At 46.7% G+C, this 17620-nt stretch carries 17 protein-coding genes; 10 read left to right on the forward strand and 7 right to left on the reverse strand.

From position 1 onward, the window contains the following. Positions 1-46 precede the first annotated feature (46 nt). A complete protein-coding gene (locus tag ICW23_RS07895) occupies positions 47-1231 on the forward strand; it encodes a galactokinase (RefSeq protein ID WP_188154300.1) in 1185 nt (394 codons plus the stop codon). Further along, the gene (gene galT, locus ICW23_RS07900; protein WP_188154301.1) at positions 1221-2762 is read left to right on the forward strand and encodes a UDP-glucose--hexose-1-phosphate uridylyltransferase; all 1542 of its coding nucleotides are present in this window, start codon (positions 1221-1223) and stop codon (positions 2760-2762) included. The genes ICW23_RS07895 and galT overlap by 11 nt, the downstream gene beginning before the upstream one ends. Positions 2763-2778: 16 nt before the next feature. On the opposite strand, the gene ICW23_RS07905 is transcribed toward galT, so the two are convergent. Continuing rightward, on the reverse strand, positions 2779-3024 hold the full coding sequence (locus ICW23_RS07905) for a GlsB/YeaQ/YmgE family stress response membrane protein (RefSeq protein ID WP_014419187.1): 246 nt from the start codon (positions 3022-3024) through the stop codon (positions 2779-2781). Between the two features lie 504 nt (positions 3025-3528). Between ICW23_RS07905 and qoxA the strand changes: the two genes are divergently transcribed. The 4 genes from qoxA to qoxD are packed head-to-tail and all read left to right on the forward strand — an operon-like array spanning position 3529 to position 7470. Continuing rightward, the gene (qoxA, locus tag ICW23_RS07910; protein ID WP_095241275.1) at positions 3529-4494 is read left to right on the forward strand and encodes a cytochrome aa3 quinol oxidase subunit II; all 966 of its coding nucleotides are present in this window, start codon (positions 3529-3531) and stop codon (positions 4492-4494) included. Positions 4495-4521: 27 nt separating this feature from the next. After that, positions 4522-6471, forward strand: a complete 1950-nt coding sequence (gene qoxB, locus ICW23_RS07915; protein ID WP_016937520.1) for a cytochrome aa3 quinol oxidase subunit I — start codon at positions 4522-4524, stop codon at positions 6469-6471. 14 nt (positions 6472-6485) lie between these two features. Continuing rightward, positions 6486-7100 carry a cytochrome aa3 quinol oxidase subunit III gene (gene qoxC / locus ICW23_RS07920; RefSeq protein ID WP_003150930.1) on the forward strand — a complete coding sequence of 205 codons (615 nt, stop codon included), beginning with the start codon at positions 6486-6488 and terminating at the stop codon, positions 7098-7100. A 1-nt stretch (position 7101) separates the two neighbouring features. After that, the gene (gene qoxD / locus ICW23_RS07925; protein ID WP_045925758.1) at positions 7102-7470 is read left to right on the forward strand and encodes a cytochrome aa3 quinol oxidase subunit IV; all 369 of its coding nucleotides are present in this window, start codon (positions 7102-7104) and stop codon (positions 7468-7470) included. Positions 7471-7513: 43 nt separating this feature from the next. Here the strand turns inward: qoxD and ywcE are convergent, their stop codons facing one another. After that, positions 7514-7774 carry a spore morphogenesis/germination protein YwcE gene (gene ywcE / locus ICW23_RS07930; RefSeq protein WP_016937522.1) on the reverse strand — a complete coding sequence of 87 codons (261 nt, stop codon included), beginning with the start codon at positions 7772-7774 and terminating at the stop codon, positions 7514-7516. Positions 7775-8065: 291 nt separating this feature from the next. Here ywcE and ICW23_RS07935 point away from each other — a divergent pair, with 291 nt between their 5' ends. The 3 genes from ICW23_RS07935 to nfsA all read left to right on the forward strand — a co-directional run bounded on the left by ICW23_RS07935 (position 8066) and on the right by nfsA (position 10758). Beyond that, positions 8066-8524: a GNAT family N-acetyltransferase gene (locus tag ICW23_RS07935; protein ID WP_188154302.1), complete on the forward strand. Its 459-nt coding sequence runs from the start codon at positions 8066-8068 to the stop codon at positions 8522-8524. A 193-nt stretch (positions 8525-8717) separates the two neighbouring features. Beyond that, on the forward strand, positions 8718-9905 hold the full coding sequence (locus tag ICW23_RS07940; RefSeq protein ID WP_064779121.1) for an FtsW/RodA/SpoVE family cell cycle protein: 1188 nt from the start codon (positions 8718-8720) through the stop codon (positions 9903-9905). 103 nt (positions 9906-10008) lie between these two features. Next, positions 10009-10758 (forward strand): oxygen-insensitive NADPH nitroreductase, encoded by a 750-nt coding sequence (gene nfsA, locus ICW23_RS07945; RefSeq protein ID WP_021494748.1) that lies wholly within the window; start codon positions 10009-10011, stop codon positions 10756-10758. A 334-nt stretch (positions 10759-11092) separates the two neighbouring features. On the opposite strand, the gene ICW23_RS07950 is transcribed toward nfsA, so the two are convergent. The 4 genes from ICW23_RS07950 to ICW23_RS07965 all read right to left on the reverse strand — a co-directional run bounded on the left by ICW23_RS07950 (position 11093) and on the right by ICW23_RS07965 (position 13614). Continuing rightward, positions 11093-11380 carry a Dabb family protein gene (locus tag ICW23_RS07950; RefSeq protein WP_016937526.1) on the reverse strand — a complete coding sequence of 96 codons (288 nt, stop codon included), beginning with the start codon at positions 11378-11380 and terminating at the stop codon, positions 11093-11095. Then, positions 11367-11783 (reverse strand): YybH family protein, encoded by a 417-nt coding sequence (locus ICW23_RS07955; protein ID WP_016937527.1) that lies wholly within the window; start codon positions 11781-11783, stop codon positions 11367-11369. The genes ICW23_RS07950 and ICW23_RS07955 overlap by 14 nt, the downstream gene beginning before the upstream one ends. Positions 11784-11807: 24 nt before the next feature. Continuing rightward, positions 11808-12608 (reverse strand): SDR family oxidoreductase, encoded by an 801-nt coding sequence (locus ICW23_RS07960; RefSeq protein ID WP_045925761.1) that lies wholly within the window; start codon positions 12606-12608, stop codon positions 11808-11810. Positions 12609-12684: 76 nt separating this feature from the next. Continuing rightward, positions 12685-13614: a helix-turn-helix transcriptional regulator gene (locus ICW23_RS07965; RefSeq protein ID WP_016937529.1), complete on the reverse strand. Its 930-nt coding sequence runs from the start codon at positions 13612-13614 to the stop codon at positions 12685-12687. Positions 13615-13964: 350 nt separating this feature from the next. Between ICW23_RS07965 and ICW23_RS07970 the strand changes: the two genes are divergently transcribed. Beyond that, positions 13965-14966, forward strand: a complete 1002-nt coding sequence (locus ICW23_RS07970; RefSeq protein WP_049627614.1) for an LLM class flavin-dependent oxidoreductase — start codon at positions 13965-13967, stop codon at positions 14964-14966. Between the two features lie 40 nt (positions 14967-15006). On the opposite strand, the gene ICW23_RS07975 is transcribed toward ICW23_RS07970, so the two are convergent. Beyond that, positions 15007-17418, reverse strand: a complete 2412-nt coding sequence (locus ICW23_RS07975; protein ID WP_188154303.1) for a S8 family peptidase — start codon at positions 17416-17418, stop codon at positions 15007-15009. Positions 17419-17620: the final 202 nt, after the last annotated feature.

The following is a 17620-nucleotide window of genomic DNA, read 5'->3' on the forward strand; positions in this document are numbered from 1 at the left end:
TCTTTCCGCGCCTGGGGGGAAAGAGTAACGGTGAAAGGGGATGCGTATGAAACACAAAATAAAGAAAGCGTTTGCGGATGTATTCGGGGAATCGGAAGGCCTGCGTCTTTTCTTTGCGCCCGGCAGAGTGAATCTTATCGGGGAGCACACAGATTATAACGGGGGCTGCGTCTTTCCGTGCGCGCTGACGATCGGTACATATGCAGCCGTCAGAGAAAGAGGGGACAGGCTCGTCAGAATGTACTCTCACAATCTTAAGGAAGCAGGCATAAAAGAATGCAGTCTCGATGATATCCGCTATCAGAAAGAGGACGGGTGGGCCAATTATCCGAAAGGGGTCATGGCGGAATGCCTCCGCAGCGGTTTTTCCCTTCCGCACGGCTTCGATATTGTATTCTGGGGAAATATCCCGAACGGCGCAGGGCTGTCATCATCAGCTTCTATTGAACTTGTCACAGCGGTCATTTTCAAGGAATGTCATGAGCTTGATGCAGATATGCCCGATTTGGTGAAACTGGCTCAAGCGGCGGAAAATTCCTTTATCGGCGTCAGCTGCGGCATTATGGATCAATTCGCCGTCGGGATGGGAAAGAAAGATCATGCGATCCTGCTGAATTGCGGAACGCTCGCCTTTGAATATATTAGACTCGGGATGTCGGGACTGTCGATCGTGATTGCGAATACCAATAAAAAACGGACGCTTGCAGACTCAGGCTATAATACGAGGCTCAAGGAGTGCCGGGAAGCGCTTTATGATCTTCAGAAGCACCTTTCCATTCAGTCGCTGGGGGAGCTGTCTCCCTCCGCTTTTGATTCGCATGCGGAGCTGATTCAGAATGAAGTGAACAGACGCCGGGCGAAACACGCCGTCTATGAAAATCACCGCACCAAAAAGGCGGCCGGCATGTTCAGTAACAATCAGCTTCATCATATCGGTGAATTAATGAGGGATTCGCATCTCTCGTTACGCGATGATTACGAGGTGACAAGTTTTGAGCTGGACACACTGGCTGAAGCGGCCTGGCGCCACGAGGGGGTTGTCGGGTCAAGGATGACGGGAGCCGGTTTCGGAGGCTGTACGATCAGTATCGTCAAGGATGATGCGGTTTCAGATTTTATTGAAACGGCAGGAGCCCGCTATGAGGAACAGACCGGGGGAAAGGCCGATTTTTATACGGCGGACATCGGAGCCGGAGCGAGAGAACTAAAGGGGGATGACGATGGCGATTGAGCGGCATGTGGAACGTTTAATCCGGTACGGACTGCAAAAAGAGCTGATTTCCTTTCTTGATATTGAATATACAAGAAACCGTTTATATGAAACTTTGCATATCACCCATCCTGGGCCATCAGCACGGACGGAAAATGAATCGGAGGCATCTCTGCCGGACATACTTGCCCCGATTTACGAATGGGCGGCAGCAACAGGCCGGATTGCAGCCGATACAGACACATATCGCGATCTGCTGAGCGCGAAGATCATGGGCTGCTTTGCCCCGCAGCCGTCTGAGATTGTCCGGCGCTTTGAAGAAACAAAGGCGGTGCACGGGCCGGAGCAGGCGACAAAGGCATTTTACCGATTTTCAGAGGATGTGTATTATATCCGTTCGGACAGAATTCAGCGGAATATCGGGTGGACGGCTGAGACGGCTTACGGAAAGCTGGATATCACGATCAACCTTTCAAAACCTGAAAAAGATCCGAAAGCAATTGCCGATGCCAAAGAGCAGCCTCAATCCGAGTATCCGAGATGTGTTCTCTGTAAAGAAAACGTCGGGTACGAAGGGAGGCCGGATCACCCCGCCCGTCAAAACCTTCGCGTCATTCCGGTGATTCTCGGCGAGGAGCAGTGGTTTCTGCAATTTTCTCCGTATGTGTATTACCGGGAGCATTGCATCGTATTGAAAGACCGGCACGAACCGATGAAGATCAGCAAAAAAACGTTTGACAGGCTGCTGGCGTTCGTCAGCCAGTACCCTCATTATTTTCTCGGTTCCAATGCTGATTTGCCGATTGTCGGCGGCAGTATTTTAAGCCACGATCATTTTCAGGGCGGCGATCATGAATTTCCCATGGCGCAGGCGGAGACAGAAAGCCGTTACAGGCTGCCTGATTATCCGAAGACGAAGATGGGCATTGTGAAGTGGCCGATGTCGGTCATCCGTCTGCAAAGCGAGAGCGCATCTGAGCTATCTGACGCGGCGGACACCATCCTGCGGGCATGGCGCGGCTATACCGATGAAGCGGCGGATATCCTCGCTTATTCAGGAGAAACACCGCACAATACAATTACGCCGATAGCCCGGCGGAGAAACGGTTTATTCGAATTAGATCTCGTCCTCAGAAATAACCGCACCTCTGATGAACATCCGCTGGGAATTTTTCATCCCCATCAGGAAGTTCATCATCTGAAAAAAGAAAATATCGGACTGATTGAGGTGATGGGGCTGGCGATTCTGCCGGGGCGTCTTGAACAAGAGATGAAACGCACGGCTGAAGCGCTGTGCTCACCGGACCCGGATGCGGCCTTAACGACCGATCCTTCTGCGGCCAAGCATAAAGATTGGGCGCTCAGCGTGCTGCATAAGCGGAAGGTAACGAAAGAAAACGCGGAACAGATTCTAAAAGAAGAAATCGGCCATGTCTTTGCGCGGATATTGGAGCATGCCGGCGTCTTTAAACAGACAGAAGAAGGCAGAGCGGCTTTCCGGCGGTTTATCGGCCATTTGCACGCTCTGCCTGAAAAAAGCCTCATCCCTTAAGGGACGAGGCTTTTTTTTATCCTCTGCTTCTGGCGATCAGACTGAATAAGAATACCACGATCGCCGCTCCGATGATTGCCGGAATGATGGCAAAGCCGGCAAGGTGCGGGCCCCATGTGCCGAGCAGGCCGTGCCCGATCCATGCGCCGATCAGACCTGCGATCATTGACCCGATAATCCCCCCGGGCATACTTCCTTTTACAAATAAACTTCCGATCCAGCCGATAATAATGGCAACAATCAGAGATACGATAAAACTCATAAATATCACTTCCTATTTTTTATTATTTATGCCTATATGATTCCTTCGTTTTGTCTATATTAAACATAGGAATGTGTTTTTTATAATGAACATATCAAGGCGCGTTCCGGTCTTTTTTTTCCCTATGCGTTGCGTTAAAATGGTAACCGTGTGAAAAGGTGAGAGCAAAGGGAAAAATATTTTCTCTTTATGGAATGGTTAACAAAATGAAACTTTTTGTTGACCCGCGTTTTTTATTGTGGTAAACCTTTATTTGGTATTATTCATTCTCACTATCTTTTTTCTCTATATATGCTAAATGATCTAAAACTTTTTATGTTTGATTTACGCAAGTGAAAAAAGTTCATGCATTTTTTGACGATTTTGTGACATTAGGGCGAAAAAAAGATGAACTTTAGAAAAAAATAAAGCTAATAAGGGCAGATTTTGATAGCATAACAAGGTAGATAGAGAAAAGATTTTGAGAAAGTACATTTCAGATTCACTACATCAATAGGAAGGATGGTGATCTTCTTGTTCAGAGCATTTAAACCGTTACTTTTATTAGCGATGTTGGCTGTTGTTTTCGTACTGGGCGGATGCAGCGACATTTCCGTGTTAGATCCGAAAGGACCTGTAGCAGACCAGCAAAAAGATCTGATTCTCTTGTCAATCGGATTTATGCTGTTCATTGTCGGCGTCGTATTCGTACTATTTACAATCATTTTAGTGAAATACCGCGACCGCAAAGGCAAAGACAGCGGAAATTACAAGCCTGAGATGCACGGCAACACGTTCTTAGAAGTAGTCTGGACAGTGATCCCAATTTTAATTGTCATTGCACTTTCTGTGCCTACCGTACAGACGATATATTCGTTAGAAAAAGCGCCTGAAGCGACTAAGGATAAAGAACCGCTTGTCGTTTATGCTACTTCGGTAGACTGGAAATGGGTATTCAGCTACCCTGAGCAGGATATTGAGACGGTAAATTACCTGAACATTCCTGTAGACCGTCCGGTATTATTTAAAATTTCTTCAGCAGATTCAATGGCGTCGCTATGGATTCCTCAGCTTGGGGGACAAAAATACGCGATGGCGGGAATGCTGATGGATCAATACTTACAGGCTGACAAAGTGGGAACATATGAAGGCCGCAACGCGAACTTCACCGGCGAACACTTTGCCGACCAGAAATTCAACGTAAAAGCCGTTACGCAAAAAGACTTTAACAGCTGGGTGAAAAAGGCCCAGAGCAATTCTCCAAAGCTGACGAAAGAGAAGTATGATGAACTGATGCTTCCGGAGAATGTCGGTAAATTAACGTTCTCTTCTACACACTTAAAATACGTTGACCACGGCCAAGATGCCGAATATGCGATGGAGGCGCGCAAACGCCTTGGCTACAAAGCCGTATCACCGCACTCTAAAACAGATCCGTGGGAAAATGTAAAGAAAAACGAATTTAAAGTATCCGACGATAAACAAGATTGAAATTGAACAAGAAAGGAGGAAGCCCGAATGAAATTGAGATGGGATGAATTTTTTGTAACAGGTGACCCATTAATTCTGGGCGCACAAGTTTCCATTGCGCTTTCCACTATTGCTATCATCGTTGTACTCACATACTTCAAAAAGTGGAAGTGGCTCTGGTCTGAATGGCTTACGTCCGTAGACCATAAGAAGCTTGGAATCATGTACATTATCTCTGCTGTTATCATGCTGTTCCGCGGCGGGGTAGACGGCTTGATGATGCGTGCCCAGTTAGCGCTTCCTAATAACAATTTTTTAGACTCAAACCACTATAATGAGATCTTTACGACTCACGGTACGATCATGATTATCTTCATGGCGATGCCGTTTTTAATCGGTCTGATCAACGTTGTCGTACCTTTGCAGATCGGTGCGCGCGACGTAGCATTCCCGTACTTGAACAACCTGAGTTTCTGGACGTTCTTCGTAGGTGCGATGCTATTCAATATTTCTTTCGTTATCGGGGGTTCTCCGAACGCAGGCTGGACGAGTTACATGCCGCTGGCAAGCAACGACATGAGCCCTGGGCCTGGTGAGAACTTCTACCTGCTCGGTCTTCAGATTGCCGGTATCGGTACGCTGATGACGGGTATCAACTTTATGGTGACAATCCTGAAAATGCGTACGAAAGGCATGACGCTGATGCGTATGCCGATGTTCACATGGACGACGCTGATTACAATGGTTATTATCGTATTCGCCTTCCCTGTTCTGACAGTGGCATTGGCGCTCTTATCATTTGACCGTTTGTTCGGCGCTCACTTCTTCACGCTGGAAGCCGGCGGTATGCCGATGCTTTGGGCTAACTTATTCTGGATTTGGGGACACCCTGAAGTTTATATCGTTATCTTACCGGCATTCGGTATTTTCTCTGAAATTATTTCAGCTTTTGCAAGAAAGCAGTTATTCGGTTACAAAGCGATGGTCGGCTCTATTATCGCCATTTCCGTCCTGAGTTTCCTTGTATGGACTCACCACTTCTTCACAATGGGGAACAGTGCGTCTGTTAACTCTTTCTTCTCGATTACAACGATGGCGATTTCGGTTCCGACCGGGGTTAAAATCTTTAACTGGCTCTTTACGATGTATAAAGGCCGAATCAGTTTTACAACACCGATGCTGTGGGCGCTTGCGTTCATCCCGAACTTCGTTGTCGGCGGGGTAACAGGGGTTATGCTCGCGATGGCTGCAGCGGATTATCAATACCATAATACGTACTTCCTTGTATCTCACTTCCACTATGTGCTGATCGCGGGTACGGTATTTGCTTGTTTCGCAGGATTTATTTTCTGGTATCCGAAAATGTTCGGCCACAAGCTGAACGAAAGAATCGGAAAATGGTTCTTCTGGATCTTTATGATCGGATTTAATGTATGTTTCTTCCCTCAATACTTCCTGGGGCTGCAAGGTATGCCTCGCCGTATTTATACTTACGGACCGAATGACGGATGGACTACATTAAACTTTATTTCAACTGTCGGAGCCTTCATGATGGGTGTCGGATTCTTAATCCTTTGCTACAACATCTACTACAGCTTCCGCTACTCTACTCGCGAGATCAGCGGAGATTCATGGGGCGTGGGACGTACGCTTGAGTGGGCGACTTCATCTGCGATTCCGCCGCACTACAACTTTGCGGTGCTTCCTGAAGTGAAATCTCAAGATGCGTACCTGCAATTGAAAGAAGACAAAACGGATATTCATCCGGAAAGCAAATTCAAAAAAATCCATATGCCGCACAACTCCGGCAGACCGCTTATTATGTCAGTCGCGTTCGGTTTTGCAGGCTTCGGACTTGTATTTGAATGGTTCTGGATGGGCATTGTCGGCTTGATCGGCATTCTGCTTTGCATGGTGCTTCGTTCATTTGAATATGACAACGGCTACTATATACCTGTTGAGGAAATAAAAGAGACGGAAAGAAAGATTTCCGAATAAAGGAGGCGTGATTTATGGAACATGCAGAACATGGCAATTCTAACGCGCCTATGGAATATCAATCTGAAACCGGCAGACTCAATATTCTCGGGTTTTGGATCTTTTTAGGGGCAGAGATTGTGTTGTTCTCAACACTATTTGCAACCTTCTTCGTTCTTCAAAGAAGAACAGCAGGAGGGGTCTTACCGGCTGAATTATTTGAAGTTAAGCTTGTCATGATCATGACATTCCTGCTTCTGATCAGCAGTTTCACCTGCGGGATCGCTGTTCATGAAATGCGTCGCGGAAGTTTAAAAGGCGTCGTCATTTGGACGATCATTACGCTTCTTCTCGGCGCGGGCTTCGTCGGATGTGAGCTTAATGAGTTCATCCACTATGTACATGAAGGAGCATCTCTCGGTACAAGTGCTTTCTGGTCTGGATTCTTCGTCCTTCTGGGAACGCACGGAACGCACGTAACGATCGGTATCTTCTGGATTGCCGGCATCTTACTGCAATTGAAGAAACGCGGATTAACGCCGCAGACGTCTTCAAAAATCTTTATCTCAAGTTTATATTGGCACTTCTTAGACGTTGTTTGGATTTTCATCTTTACAGGCGTCTATCTCATCGGATTGGGGGGACTATAATATGGCAAACAAATCTGCTGAACACAGCCACTTTCCGTGGAAGCATATCGTAGGTTTTGCGTTGTCTATTATTCTGACCCTGCTGGCCCTTTGGGTTGCGGTATATACAGATTTAAGCTCATCAGCAAAACTTTGGATCATTTTCGGATTCGCATTTATTCAAGCCGGCCTGCAGCTTCTCATGTTCATGCACATGACAGAAAGCGAAAACGGCGGAATCCAAGTCGGAAACACGCTCTTCGGATTTTTCGGAGCGATTGTCATCATCCTTGGTTCCATCTGGATCTTTGCGGCGCACTACCAACACGGTGACCATATGGATGGAAACCCTCCAGGCGGTGCGAAACAACATTCCGAACATCAGGAATAAAAAGAAACCCTCTTCGTTCAGGCGAAGAGGGTTTTTTGTGCCTTTATCGGCTTCTTCTCCGGCGCAGGTGCGGAAGACCGTAAATGATAAAGGCGGCGATATGGGCAACGATGACGTTGACGGCAAACAGGATAATCATGAGTGTGTGGCCGAGAGGGGATAGACTGCTGGTTGCGTAAAAGTAGAAGAAAACCCACATTAAAATGATTGGCGGTATGGCCGAGAGGGCCACTTTTTTGTTATCCAGCCAGATAAAGAGGGGTGTTGCGCTTGCGACCAGTAAATAAGCAAAAAACATGTCCATCTTACATGTCTCCTTTCATTTTATGGCAACGTTTCCAAAATGAAATACAGAGAATAAAATGTGTCTGTTTTGTGGTCGTTTTTTGAACATTTTGTTACAATTATTATACCATGTTTTCCAATTTTTGATACCGCTTTTTCGAGAAATGTATTGCAACTATTGCCTCATTTTTGGATAGGTACAAGAAACCGGAAAGGTCAAACACCCTGTCACATTTCCGTACAATGGAGTGGCGCAGGCTGTGAACCTTTGCTATGGTCAAAGAAAATATGCACAGCAAGGGTGGTTGAAGTGCACGTAAGGAAAGAAGATGTAACAGCGCCGGATGTCATTGCGCTTTTGCAGGCGCATCTGAGGAGCATGACCCTGCATTCTCCCCCGGAAAGTATACACGCGCTCAATGCGGACCGCCTGCGCCAGCCTGACGTGACGTTTTGGAGTGCGAGGGAAGACGGCGTCCTGCTCGGCTGCGGAGCCTTAAAGGAGCTGAACAGCCGGCACGGTGAGGTGAAATCAATGAAAACCTCTCCGCAGCATGTCAGAAAAGGTGCGGCAAAACGAATCCTTCACCATATAATTGAAGAAGCAAAGCGGAGAGGCTATCAGCGGATCAGCTTGGAAACCGGTTCGATGGATGCTTTTCTCCCCGCCAGACGCCTGTATGAAAAAACCGGGTTTCAATATTGTGGACCGTTTGCAGACTACAATGAGGATCCGAACAGTTTGTTTATGACATTAAACATGAGATGAAACCCCTTTTCTGACGAGAAGGGGTTTTTTATCGGAAAAGTTTCACCATGACCGAAACATTTCCTTTTCTGACACGTCATATGTCGTGTAGTCCCCAAACCGTAAAAAGAAACAACCTCATCATGTTTTCTTGAACAGTGTTCATGTATAATAAACAATAGTGACTTCCGATGAAAATGTAAGGCGGGATAGAATGAGTCGATATAAGAAACAGCAAAATCCCTATTATCAGGGGGATTTGATTTTTATATTTGGTGTGTTTTTAATAATTAGTGTTGCGGCGATTTATGCGGCCGGACAGTTCGGGCAGTATGGAAGTGATGCCTGGATGAGACAGATCGTCTTTTATGTCATCGGAGCCGGTCTCATGGTCGGTATTATGTATTTTGATTTAGAGCAGCTTGAAAAACTGAGTCTGTACGTATTAATTGCCGGCGTGCTGTCACTGCTTCTTTTGCGTGTCGCACCGGAATCCATCGCCCCGATTAAGAACGGGGCAAAAAGCTGGTTTAAAATCGGAAGCTTTACCCTCCAGCCATCTGAGTTTACGAAAATAGGAATTATGATGATGGTCGCGTCCATTATATCGAAGGCAAGCCCGAAAGATCAAAGATCACTTCGGGAAGATGTGAATCTGCTTTTGAAAATTGCGGCATGGACAGTGATTCCGATCGGCCTGATCGTTTTGCAGGATGCCGGAACGGGAGCGATCTGTCTGTTTATCGTTATGGTGATGGTGTTTATGTCGGGTGTGAACTGGAAGCTGATCACTATTATCGGCGGATCAGCCGCACTTGTTATCGCCCTTTTCTTAGCGCTCGTAATTGAATTTCCCCATGTGGCGAATTCAATCGGCATTGCGGACTATCAAATTAACCGGATTACATCGTGGATGTCTGATTCCAGTGCGGCTACGACACAGGCAGAGAGTGACAAAAGCTGGCAGGTGGATCAGGCCGTTATGGCGATCGGGTCGGGCGGTATTACCGGAAACGGCGTTCATAATCTGAAAGTGTACGTGCCTGAAGGACAGACCGACTTTATCTTTGCGATTTTGGGTGAAAGTTTTGGGTTTTTAGGCTGTGCCATTGCGGTTGTCATGTTTTTCTTTTTAATTTACAGGCTTGTGGTGCTGATTGACCGTCTGCATGCCTTTAACCGATTCGGCGCGTTCTTTTGCGTAGGATTTACTGCACTTATCGTGATTCACACCTTCCAGAACATCGGGATGAATATCGGCATTATGCCGGTTACCGGAATTCCGCTGCTGTTTGTCAGCTATGGAGGGAGCTCGGTGCTATCTACATTGATCAGCTTCGGGATTGTATATAACGCAAGTGTGCAGCTGACGAAATATAAAAGTTATTTGTTCAATTCATAATGTCAGACGGCTCGTTTTTCGGGCTGTCTTTTTTTGTTCAGAGCATTTTGCTTTTGACATAATTCGCTTTGGGATATGATATATAGAGAAGGAGGCTTTTTATATGAACAATACCATCGAAACTATACTTAATCATCGGTCGATCCGATCATTTACTGACGAGCTGCTGACAGCAGAAGAGATAGATACATTAGTGAAAAGCGCCCAGGCGGCGTCAACATCCAGTTACGTGCAGGCTTACTCCATCATCGGCGTAACCGATAAGGAGAAAAAGCGGAAGCTGGCGGCACTGGCCGGAAACCAGCCTTACGTCGAAAATAACGGGCACTTATTTGTGTTTTGCGCTGATTTGTACCGCCATAAAAAACTTGCTGAAGAAAAAGGCGAAAACATTACAGAGCTTCTTGAGAATACGGAAATGTTTATGGTCAGCGTCATTGATGCCGCACTTGCTGCACAAAACGTAAGTGTTGCCGCAGAATCAATGGGCCTTGGCATTTGTTACATCGGAGGCATTCGGAATGAACTTGATCAGGTGACGGAAGTGCTCGGTACACCTGACCATGTGCTGCCGCTGTTCGGTCTGGTAGTCGGCCACCCGGCTCATCCGTCAGGTCAAAAGCCGCGTTTGCCGAAACAAGCCGTATATCATGAAAACACGTACGATACGAATGAAGAAAACTTCCGCAGTTATATGAAGGAATATGATGAAACCATCTCCGATTATTATGATAAACGGACAAACGGCAAGCGGGTTGAAACATGGTCTGATCAAATTCTGCAGTTCATGAAACAAAAACCGAGAACGTATTTAAATCAATATGTAAAAGATAAAGGCTTTCAAAAAAATTAAGAAAAAACCTCTCCTGACGGGAGAGGTTTTTTTATGTTTCACGTGTAACATATTTCGACAAAATGGAACATCTGCGATTATGTACAGTTCCAAAATTTGATGAGTTGCCGTTCCGGGTTTTGAACTTTCGTCTTTTTGATACGTCTCGGAAGCATACTTTCAGGAACGGCATATTTCATAAATAATCGAGACTACATTCAATACACAACAGAGCTGCTCTGTTTGCCTTAGCACATCTTTGATCCGAAGTTCTAAAACAGAGAATAACATGAATACGGCTGATCTCTGTATATAAGTAAAGTTACTTAATTGGCAGTCATTCCTCATCGTCTTATTATAATTCATAGCAAACGGACGCCTGCGTCTCCAGAACCGTGCTAATAAACTTAGCGATGTCTTGATGAACCGGGTGTGTAAGGTACTCTTCCATATCCCCCAAGGAAGCAAACTTAGTGATCAGAATCAAATCATATCCTGAAGGGGCAGGGCGAATGTTAGCTTCAACCTGAACATCGAGAAGAACGTCTATTTTTCCCTTCATGCCCAGCAGAACGGTTTGAACTTGCTTGATATGCTCTGGGCTCATGTCCTTCAGCTTCAGCAGCACGTTATTTACTATCATTTTTATGTTCCTCCTGGTTTCTTACCTGGATTAGCGTTTCTGTTTGTTCGGGTCCTTTAGAAAGTTGGATCGCAAGCTGCTTAATCTTGTGGTTATGAATCTGAAAATAAAAATCCAAATAGAGAGGGTTCGGCAGGCTGGTTTTGTCAAAATCGCCGTCAACCTTAAAAACCGCCGTGATTTCCGCCTTATCCTGTCTATGCCTTTGTAGGTCAAGCGTTACGTTTGCATCAAAATGATGTTCGTCACTCCATTTTCTTATAGCGGATTTGCCTGCCCACACTTTACCTTCATCAAAAATCAAAGCATCCTCCGAAAAACAGTTGATATAGGCATCCGGATCGGGTTTATTGGAAGCGGCTATAAAATCTTGTATAACTTGCGGAAGAGCACTAGGCTCCATAAAATCAACTCCTTTGTCATTTCGTTAAACGGTGCGGATGGTTCCGCCGTCAATAACATATTCACAACCCGTTACATAAGAGGCTCTGCTTGACGCAAGGAATGCGGCAAGCTCGGCAACCTCCTCAGGTTGAGCCGGACGGCCGAGGGGAATGCCGCCAAGCTCGTCCATTAACTGCTGACGGGCGGCTAGATAGTCGGTTCCGGCTTGTTTAGCCATTCTCTCAATTAACTGTTCAGCTGCTTCTGTTTCGGTAAACCCCGGTGCTAGTGCGTTGATTCTTATCCCCTCAGGACCGAATTGGGTCGCCAGGTTTTTACTGTAGTTAACTAGAGCAGCTTTGGCAGCCGAATAAGGCATGGTCATGTTGCCCGGCAGCTTTCGTTGTATAGATGATATATGGACAATCACTCCGCTTTGCTGCTTGACCATGTAAGGCAGAAATCCGCGATCGAGGCGGACGGAAGAAAACAGGTTTGCGTTAAACGCTGTTTGCCAATCCCCGTCTGTTAAAGCTAAAGCCCCTGCCGTGCTACTGGAGGAACCTCCGACATTATTAATCAAAATATCCAGACCGCCGAATTTATGAATTGTTTCCTTAATGATATGATCTGCGCCTTCCGGAAGGCAGACATCGGCCTGAATAAACCCTGCGCCTTCAGGCAATGCCTCGGGTAATGATCTTGCCGTAGCTATAACTTCAGCTCCTGCCGCATGCAGACGTTTGACGATGGCTCTGCCGATTCCACGTGTTCCGCCGGTCACTAGGACCCGTTTACCTGCAAATTCTTTGCTCATATTTAATAAGTACGGACTGTTTTCCATCGTTCTGCTGAATCCTCCTTCAAATGTTGAGTACAAGGCTAGTTTAATCAACAGAACCTGACAGCATCGTGTCCAGTTACCTCAAATATTTTTCGGCCATTCTGGCAGTGCGGTTTTTCATTTCAAGTCTGACAGATGCCGGCTCAATGACTTCCAGTAAATCTCCAAAGGAAAGTAGATAGTGATAAAGCCATTCACCGGGAGGAATCTCTGAAGTGACCCGGAAAGACCCGTCTTCCAGTTTTAAAATGTCCTCTTCTTTAAACTCATCCACGATTCGATAGGCTCCCGCTTGGTCTATTTTTAATACCAGAGGGATTCTCTGCGGTTTTTTAACCGATTCTTCTGCAGAAGAAGTCACGGAAGGCTCCGACCAGCCATGCTGAAGGTGAAGTCCCATCTCCTCTCCGTTTAAAAGTCGAACATTCGACATTCTGTTAATTTTAAAGGTTCTTAAAGCGTTTTTTTCGAAACTGAAGGCTTCAATGTACCACGCTCTATCTTTAAAAAGCAGTTTCATTGGCGCGGCTCTCCGGCTTTTTTGTTCTCCGGCAGCACTCAAATAGGTAAATGAAATCAATTTCTGCTCCAAGATTGCCTGTTTCAGAAGTACAAACAGCTCTTTTTGTTTTTGCCCGCTTCCCCATGAGGAAAAATCCACTTCAATCCAGTTGATGCTGTTTTTCCTGAAAAGGCTGCTCAATTTCTCAAAAATCGCATTGGAATCAGGGTATTGGGCAGCGGCTAAGCTTTGGAGAGCAAAAAGGATCTCATCCTGCTCCTTGTCGGTAAGCATAGATTTGTTCAGAACAAACCTGTCGGAAAGGGAAATGCCGCCCCCTTTCCCTTGTACGGTATAAATCGGAATTCCAGCTTGGCTTAAAGCCTCAACATCCCTATAGATCGTTCTGACAGACACCTCAAATCGCTCAGCCAGCTCTGGTGCCGTAACGGTTCCATTTTCCAATAAAATATAAATCACTTGAAATAATCTGCTGATTTGCATCCACTCACCTCTGGGTTTTTAGTATATCCATTAAAACTTGACAACAAGATGTCAGGTTAAGATAATTTCTTAAAATCTCCCTCTTTGTAAATGTTAACATGGCTGAAGTTCCGGGCCACTCGTCTACGGACACACAGCCAGCATGCCGATATCGCTTGTAATGGAAACAAAAGAAGCAATCAGGTGGTATTGCAGTATTCCTAGAGGTTAAAGATAAAGGCAGTCCGTTTGGCATTTGTGAGGTCGCGAGGAAGCTAAATCATCGTAATAACAAACCAAGATGACGAAGAAAGTCGCCAGACTTCATATGATCGGCTTAGCAGTGGTACGATGTTGAGGAGGTGACAGTGATGATTTCATTAAGTATATTAGACCAATCTCCTGTATCAGAAGGGAGTACTGCAGAGAGTGCGCTGCGGGATACAGTGAGGCTCGCGCAGGAGGCGGAGAAACTCGGATATAAGAGGTTTTGGGTGTCAGAGCATCATTTTTCAGAGCGGTTGGCGGGTTCAAGCCCTGAAGTGCTGATCAGTCATATTGCGGCGAAAACGAACAGAATCCGTGTAGGCTCGGGCGGTGTCATGCTTCCGCATTACAGCGCATATAAGGTGGCGGAGAATTTCCGCGTGCTTGAAGGTTTGACGCCGGACAGAATCGATCTCGGATTGGGACGGGCGCCGGGCGGAATGCCGATCGCGTCATGGGCGCTGAATGACGGCGGGAAGCGGAATGCTGATCAATACCCGCAGCAGATTCGTGAGCTGGCGATGTATTTGCATGATGCTGCCGACGAAAATCACCGTTTTCCGAATCTGACGGCATCACCACTCATTAAGACGGCGCCGGAAGTCTGGCTTCTCGGTTCTTCGGGGGAAAGCGCGCTTCTGAGCGCAGAAACGGGAGCGGGCTATATGTTTGCCCATTTTATTAATGGAGAAGGCGGAGAAAGCACGACGGCACAATATAAGCGCCGATTTAAACCTTCTGTATTAGGAAAAGAACCAAAAACGGCCGTGGCGGTATTTGTACTGTGCGCGGACACTGAAGAGAAAGCGGAGGAACTCGCGGCCGTCATGGATTATACGCTTCTTGCGGGTGAACAGGGGATTCCGCTTCACGGCGTACCGTCTTACGAAACCGTCCGCGGCAATACGTATACACCGTATGAACAAAGACGAATTGCCGATAATCGGAATCGAATGATCATCGGAACAAAGCAGCAAGTGAAAGAACAGATTCTGGCTCTCAGTAAAGCATACGGAACGGAAGAAGTGATGGCTGTGACCATTACTCATCATTTTGAAGATAAACTTCAGTCGTACCGGCTGCTTCGCGAAGCCTTTGCCGAATGACAGAAAGAAACCCTGCTGATGCTTCAGCAGGGTTGTTTGGTTATTCAATGATAAAAGGTTTTTCAGTCAGCACCTGGCTTGATTTCCCTTTGTTCGCGGCATAGGCCAGCATGTAATATTCTCCTGCCGGCAGTGCGGTGTCACTGTTGACTTTGCCGTTCCAGTTGAAATATTGATAGCCTTTATCCTGCTTTTTGTAGATGCCGGCTTGGCCGACAAAGTCAAGATTGCTGTCATATACAAGGAAGGCAAGCTCTTCGGCTCCCGCCGGAAGATAGGTTTCAATTTGGTAGGTTCCCTGAGTTGTGCCGTCCTGCACGTCGATTGACGTTACCCGCGGATAGTCCGGCTCTTTTACAATCAGCAGCGTCGGCACTTTTGCGACTGTTTTTCCGCCTTCACGCACTGTGACTGTTCCCTCATAGGTCCCTGCCTTTACTTTTTTGGCATTGACCTTTACCTTCGCATTGAACTTTCCGGTTTGATGAGCGGGGATCACGGCCCGGTCTGTGCCCGAAACGGTAATGCCCGTGCCGTTGAAAGAGTACTCGAGCTGATATGATTTTCTGATGGACGATTGGTTTTCAACCGTAAAGGTTTCTTTTTTCGTTTCATTGCCTTTGTCTTTCATAAACGTTCCGTAAGAATAACTTCCCGGGGCGACAAGGGAGTCTGCTTTAATTGCCTTCATGATTCTGATGCTTCCGGCACCTTGCGCATTATGCGGGTATACATCACCGTCCGCGTCCGTTAAGGTTTCTGCCGTATTCATGAGAGCGGCTTTTATTTGTTCCGGACTCCATTTCGGTTTGGCCTGCTTGATGACGGCAGCTGCGCCGGCTACGTGCGGGGAGGCCATGCTCGTTCCCTGCTTCGATCCGTAGCCGTACGGGTTGGCCGGATCATGCGTCGGAATGGTGCTGACGATGTTTACGCCGGGAGCTGAGACATCCGGTTTAATCATCCATGTGTCCATAACAGGACCGCGAGACGAGAAGTCTGCCATTTGTTCAGTGAGCGATTTAGCCACCGATAAATGGAATGTCGCTTTTGTGCTGCCCGCTTTTAATTGGCTGACGAGCTGTTCGCCGTCTTCTGATGAAAGCTTAATGGTCGGCACGGACATGCCCGGTACGTTGGCTTCAATTTCTCCCGGGGCATTGTTATACACAACCATACCGATCGCGCCCGCTTTTTTGGCGTTGTCGGCTTTATCCACAAAGGCGATGCTGCCACGTTTGACGACCGCGACTTTTCCTTTCAGATCTTTTCCTTCAAAATCCTTTTGCTCGCCGATACCCGCTTCTATGAGCTCTGTTTCTTTTTTATTCAGTGCTTTTATGTCATCTTCTTTGTTATAGCCCATCACTTTCGCTGAGGAATAAGAACCGAAGGAGACGGCGTATTCATTCAGCGGCAGCTGTGTCGCTCCGACGGAGATGGCTTCTCTGGACGTTCCCGGAGAGCCGACGGTCCAATTGTTCGGCCCGCTGTTTCCGTTTGATGTAACGGCCGTGACGCCTTCTGACATCGCCCAGTCAAGCGCCGTGCTTGTCGCCCAGTCCGGGTTATTCACAGAATTGCCGAGCGAGAGGTTCATGACATTTGCTCCGTCCTGTACGGCGCGTTCGATGCCGGCGATGACGTTCTCAGTTGTTCCGCTTCCGCCGGGACCGAGCACACGGTAGGCAAGGAGCGTTGCATCAGGCGCGATGCCTTTAATCGTTCCGTTTGCGGCTACTGTGCCCGCGACGTGAGTTCCGTGGTCAGTCGCCGCGCCTCTCGGATCACCGGACGGCGTTTCTTCAGGATCGTAATCGTTATCCACAAAATCATATCCTTTATATTGTCCGAAATTTTTCTTTAAGTCAGGGTGTTTATATTCGACGCCCGTATCAATAATGGCAACTTTGACGCCTTTCCCCGTATAGCCGAGCTTCCACGCGTCATTTGCCCCGATATAAGGCGCGCTGTCATCCATCTGCGGAGACACGGCATCTTTAGCAAGGGTGATGTCTTTATCTTTCAGCTGATCGGTATGATAGGTGACATTCGGATAAACCGCTTTGACATCCTGATCACTCAGCAGTTTCGGGATTTCATTGGCTGGGAGTTTCATGGAGAAACCGGAAAACACTTGCTCATATTCCCTGTTGATCTTTCCGTGTTTAATGGTTTTGAGCGCTTTGTTTTTTACTTTTGCGCGTTCGCTTTTCAGCTTGCTTTTTGATTGTGTTTTACCGAGTTCCTTTGCTTCCGCCAGTGACTTTTCCTTCAGCTCTACGATGACCGTCATTTGTTTGCCGGTGGTCATATCAATGTCACCGAACACCTCTGCCTTCTCAAGATCAGGTGCCTGAGATTTTGAAGCCGGCGCCGCCTGTGAACTTGTGGATAAGGTAAAGGATAAGACAAAAGCCGGAAGAAGATAACGGATGATTCCTTTTTTCAATCGTGTTGCCCCCTTTTTCTTTATCTAAATTAGAAATCTAGTATATATTTCTCGAAAATTCAAAATATTCCTTGTGACATAGGACTCATTTCTGGAAATTGGTCTGTGAATAAGGAGGGAGTTATACACAGAATCCTGTGCATAACTGAATAAATTTGTGTATATATATTGTTGGGAACGAATGTTCCTATACAAAATATAG

Source organism: Bacillus sp. 1021 (assembly GCF_014534735.1).
Taxonomy (GTDB): Bacteria; Bacillota; Bacilli; order Bacillales; family Bacillaceae; genus Bacillus; species Bacillus siamensis.

Excerpts from the sequence above, each read along its gene's own strand:
- galT (WP_188154301.1), top strand. The coding sequence starts at position 1,221 with ATGGCGATTGAGCGGCATGTGGAACGTTTAATCCGGTACGGACTGCAA.
- ICW23_RS07950 (WP_016937526.1), bottom strand. The coding sequence starts at position 11,380 with ATGATAGTAAATAACGTGCTGCTGAAGCTGAAGGACATGAGCCCAGAG.
- qoxC (WP_003150930.1), top strand. The coding sequence starts at position 6,486 with ATGGAACATGCAGAACATGGCAATTCTAACGCGCCTATGGAATATCAA.
- ICW23_RS07895 (WP_188154300.1), top strand. The coding sequence starts at position 47 with ATGAAACACAAAATAAAGAAAGCGTTTGCGGATGTATTCGGGGAATCG.
- qoxD (WP_045925758.1), top strand. The coding sequence starts at position 7,102 with ATGGCAAACAAATCTGCTGAACACAGCCACTTTCCGTGGAAGCATATC.
- nfsA (WP_021494748.1), top strand. The coding sequence starts at position 10,009 with ATGAACAATACCATCGAAACTATACTTAATCATCGGTCGATCCGATCA.
- ywcE (WP_016937522.1), bottom strand. The coding sequence starts at position 7,774 with ATGGACATGTTTTTTGCTTATTTACTGGTCGCAAGCGCAACACCCCTC.
- ICW23_RS07965 (WP_016937529.1), bottom strand. The coding sequence starts at position 13,614 with ATGCAAATCAGCAGATTATTTCAAGTGATTTATATTTTATTGGAAAAT.
- ICW23_RS07905 (WP_014419187.1), bottom strand. The coding sequence starts at position 3,024 with ATGAGTTTTATCGTATCTCTGATTGTTGCCATTATTATCGGCTGGATC.
- ICW23_RS07940 (WP_064779121.1), top strand. The coding sequence starts at position 8,718 with ATGAGTCGATATAAGAAACAGCAAAATCCCTATTATCAGGGGGATTTG.
- qoxB (WP_016937520.1), top strand. The coding sequence starts at position 4,522 with ATGAAATTGAGATGGGATGAATTTTTTGTAACAGGTGACCCATTAATT.
- ICW23_RS07960 (WP_045925761.1), bottom strand. The coding sequence starts at position 12,608 with ATGGAAAACAGTCCGTACTTATTAAATATGAGCAAAGAATTTGCAGGT.
- ICW23_RS07970 (WP_049627614.1), top strand. The coding sequence starts at position 13,965 with ATGATTTCATTAAGTATATTAGACCAATCTCCTGTATCAGAAGGGAGT.
- ICW23_RS07955 (WP_016937527.1), bottom strand. The coding sequence starts at position 11,783 with ATGGAGCCTAGTGCTCTTCCGCAAGTTATACAAGATTTTATAGCCGCT.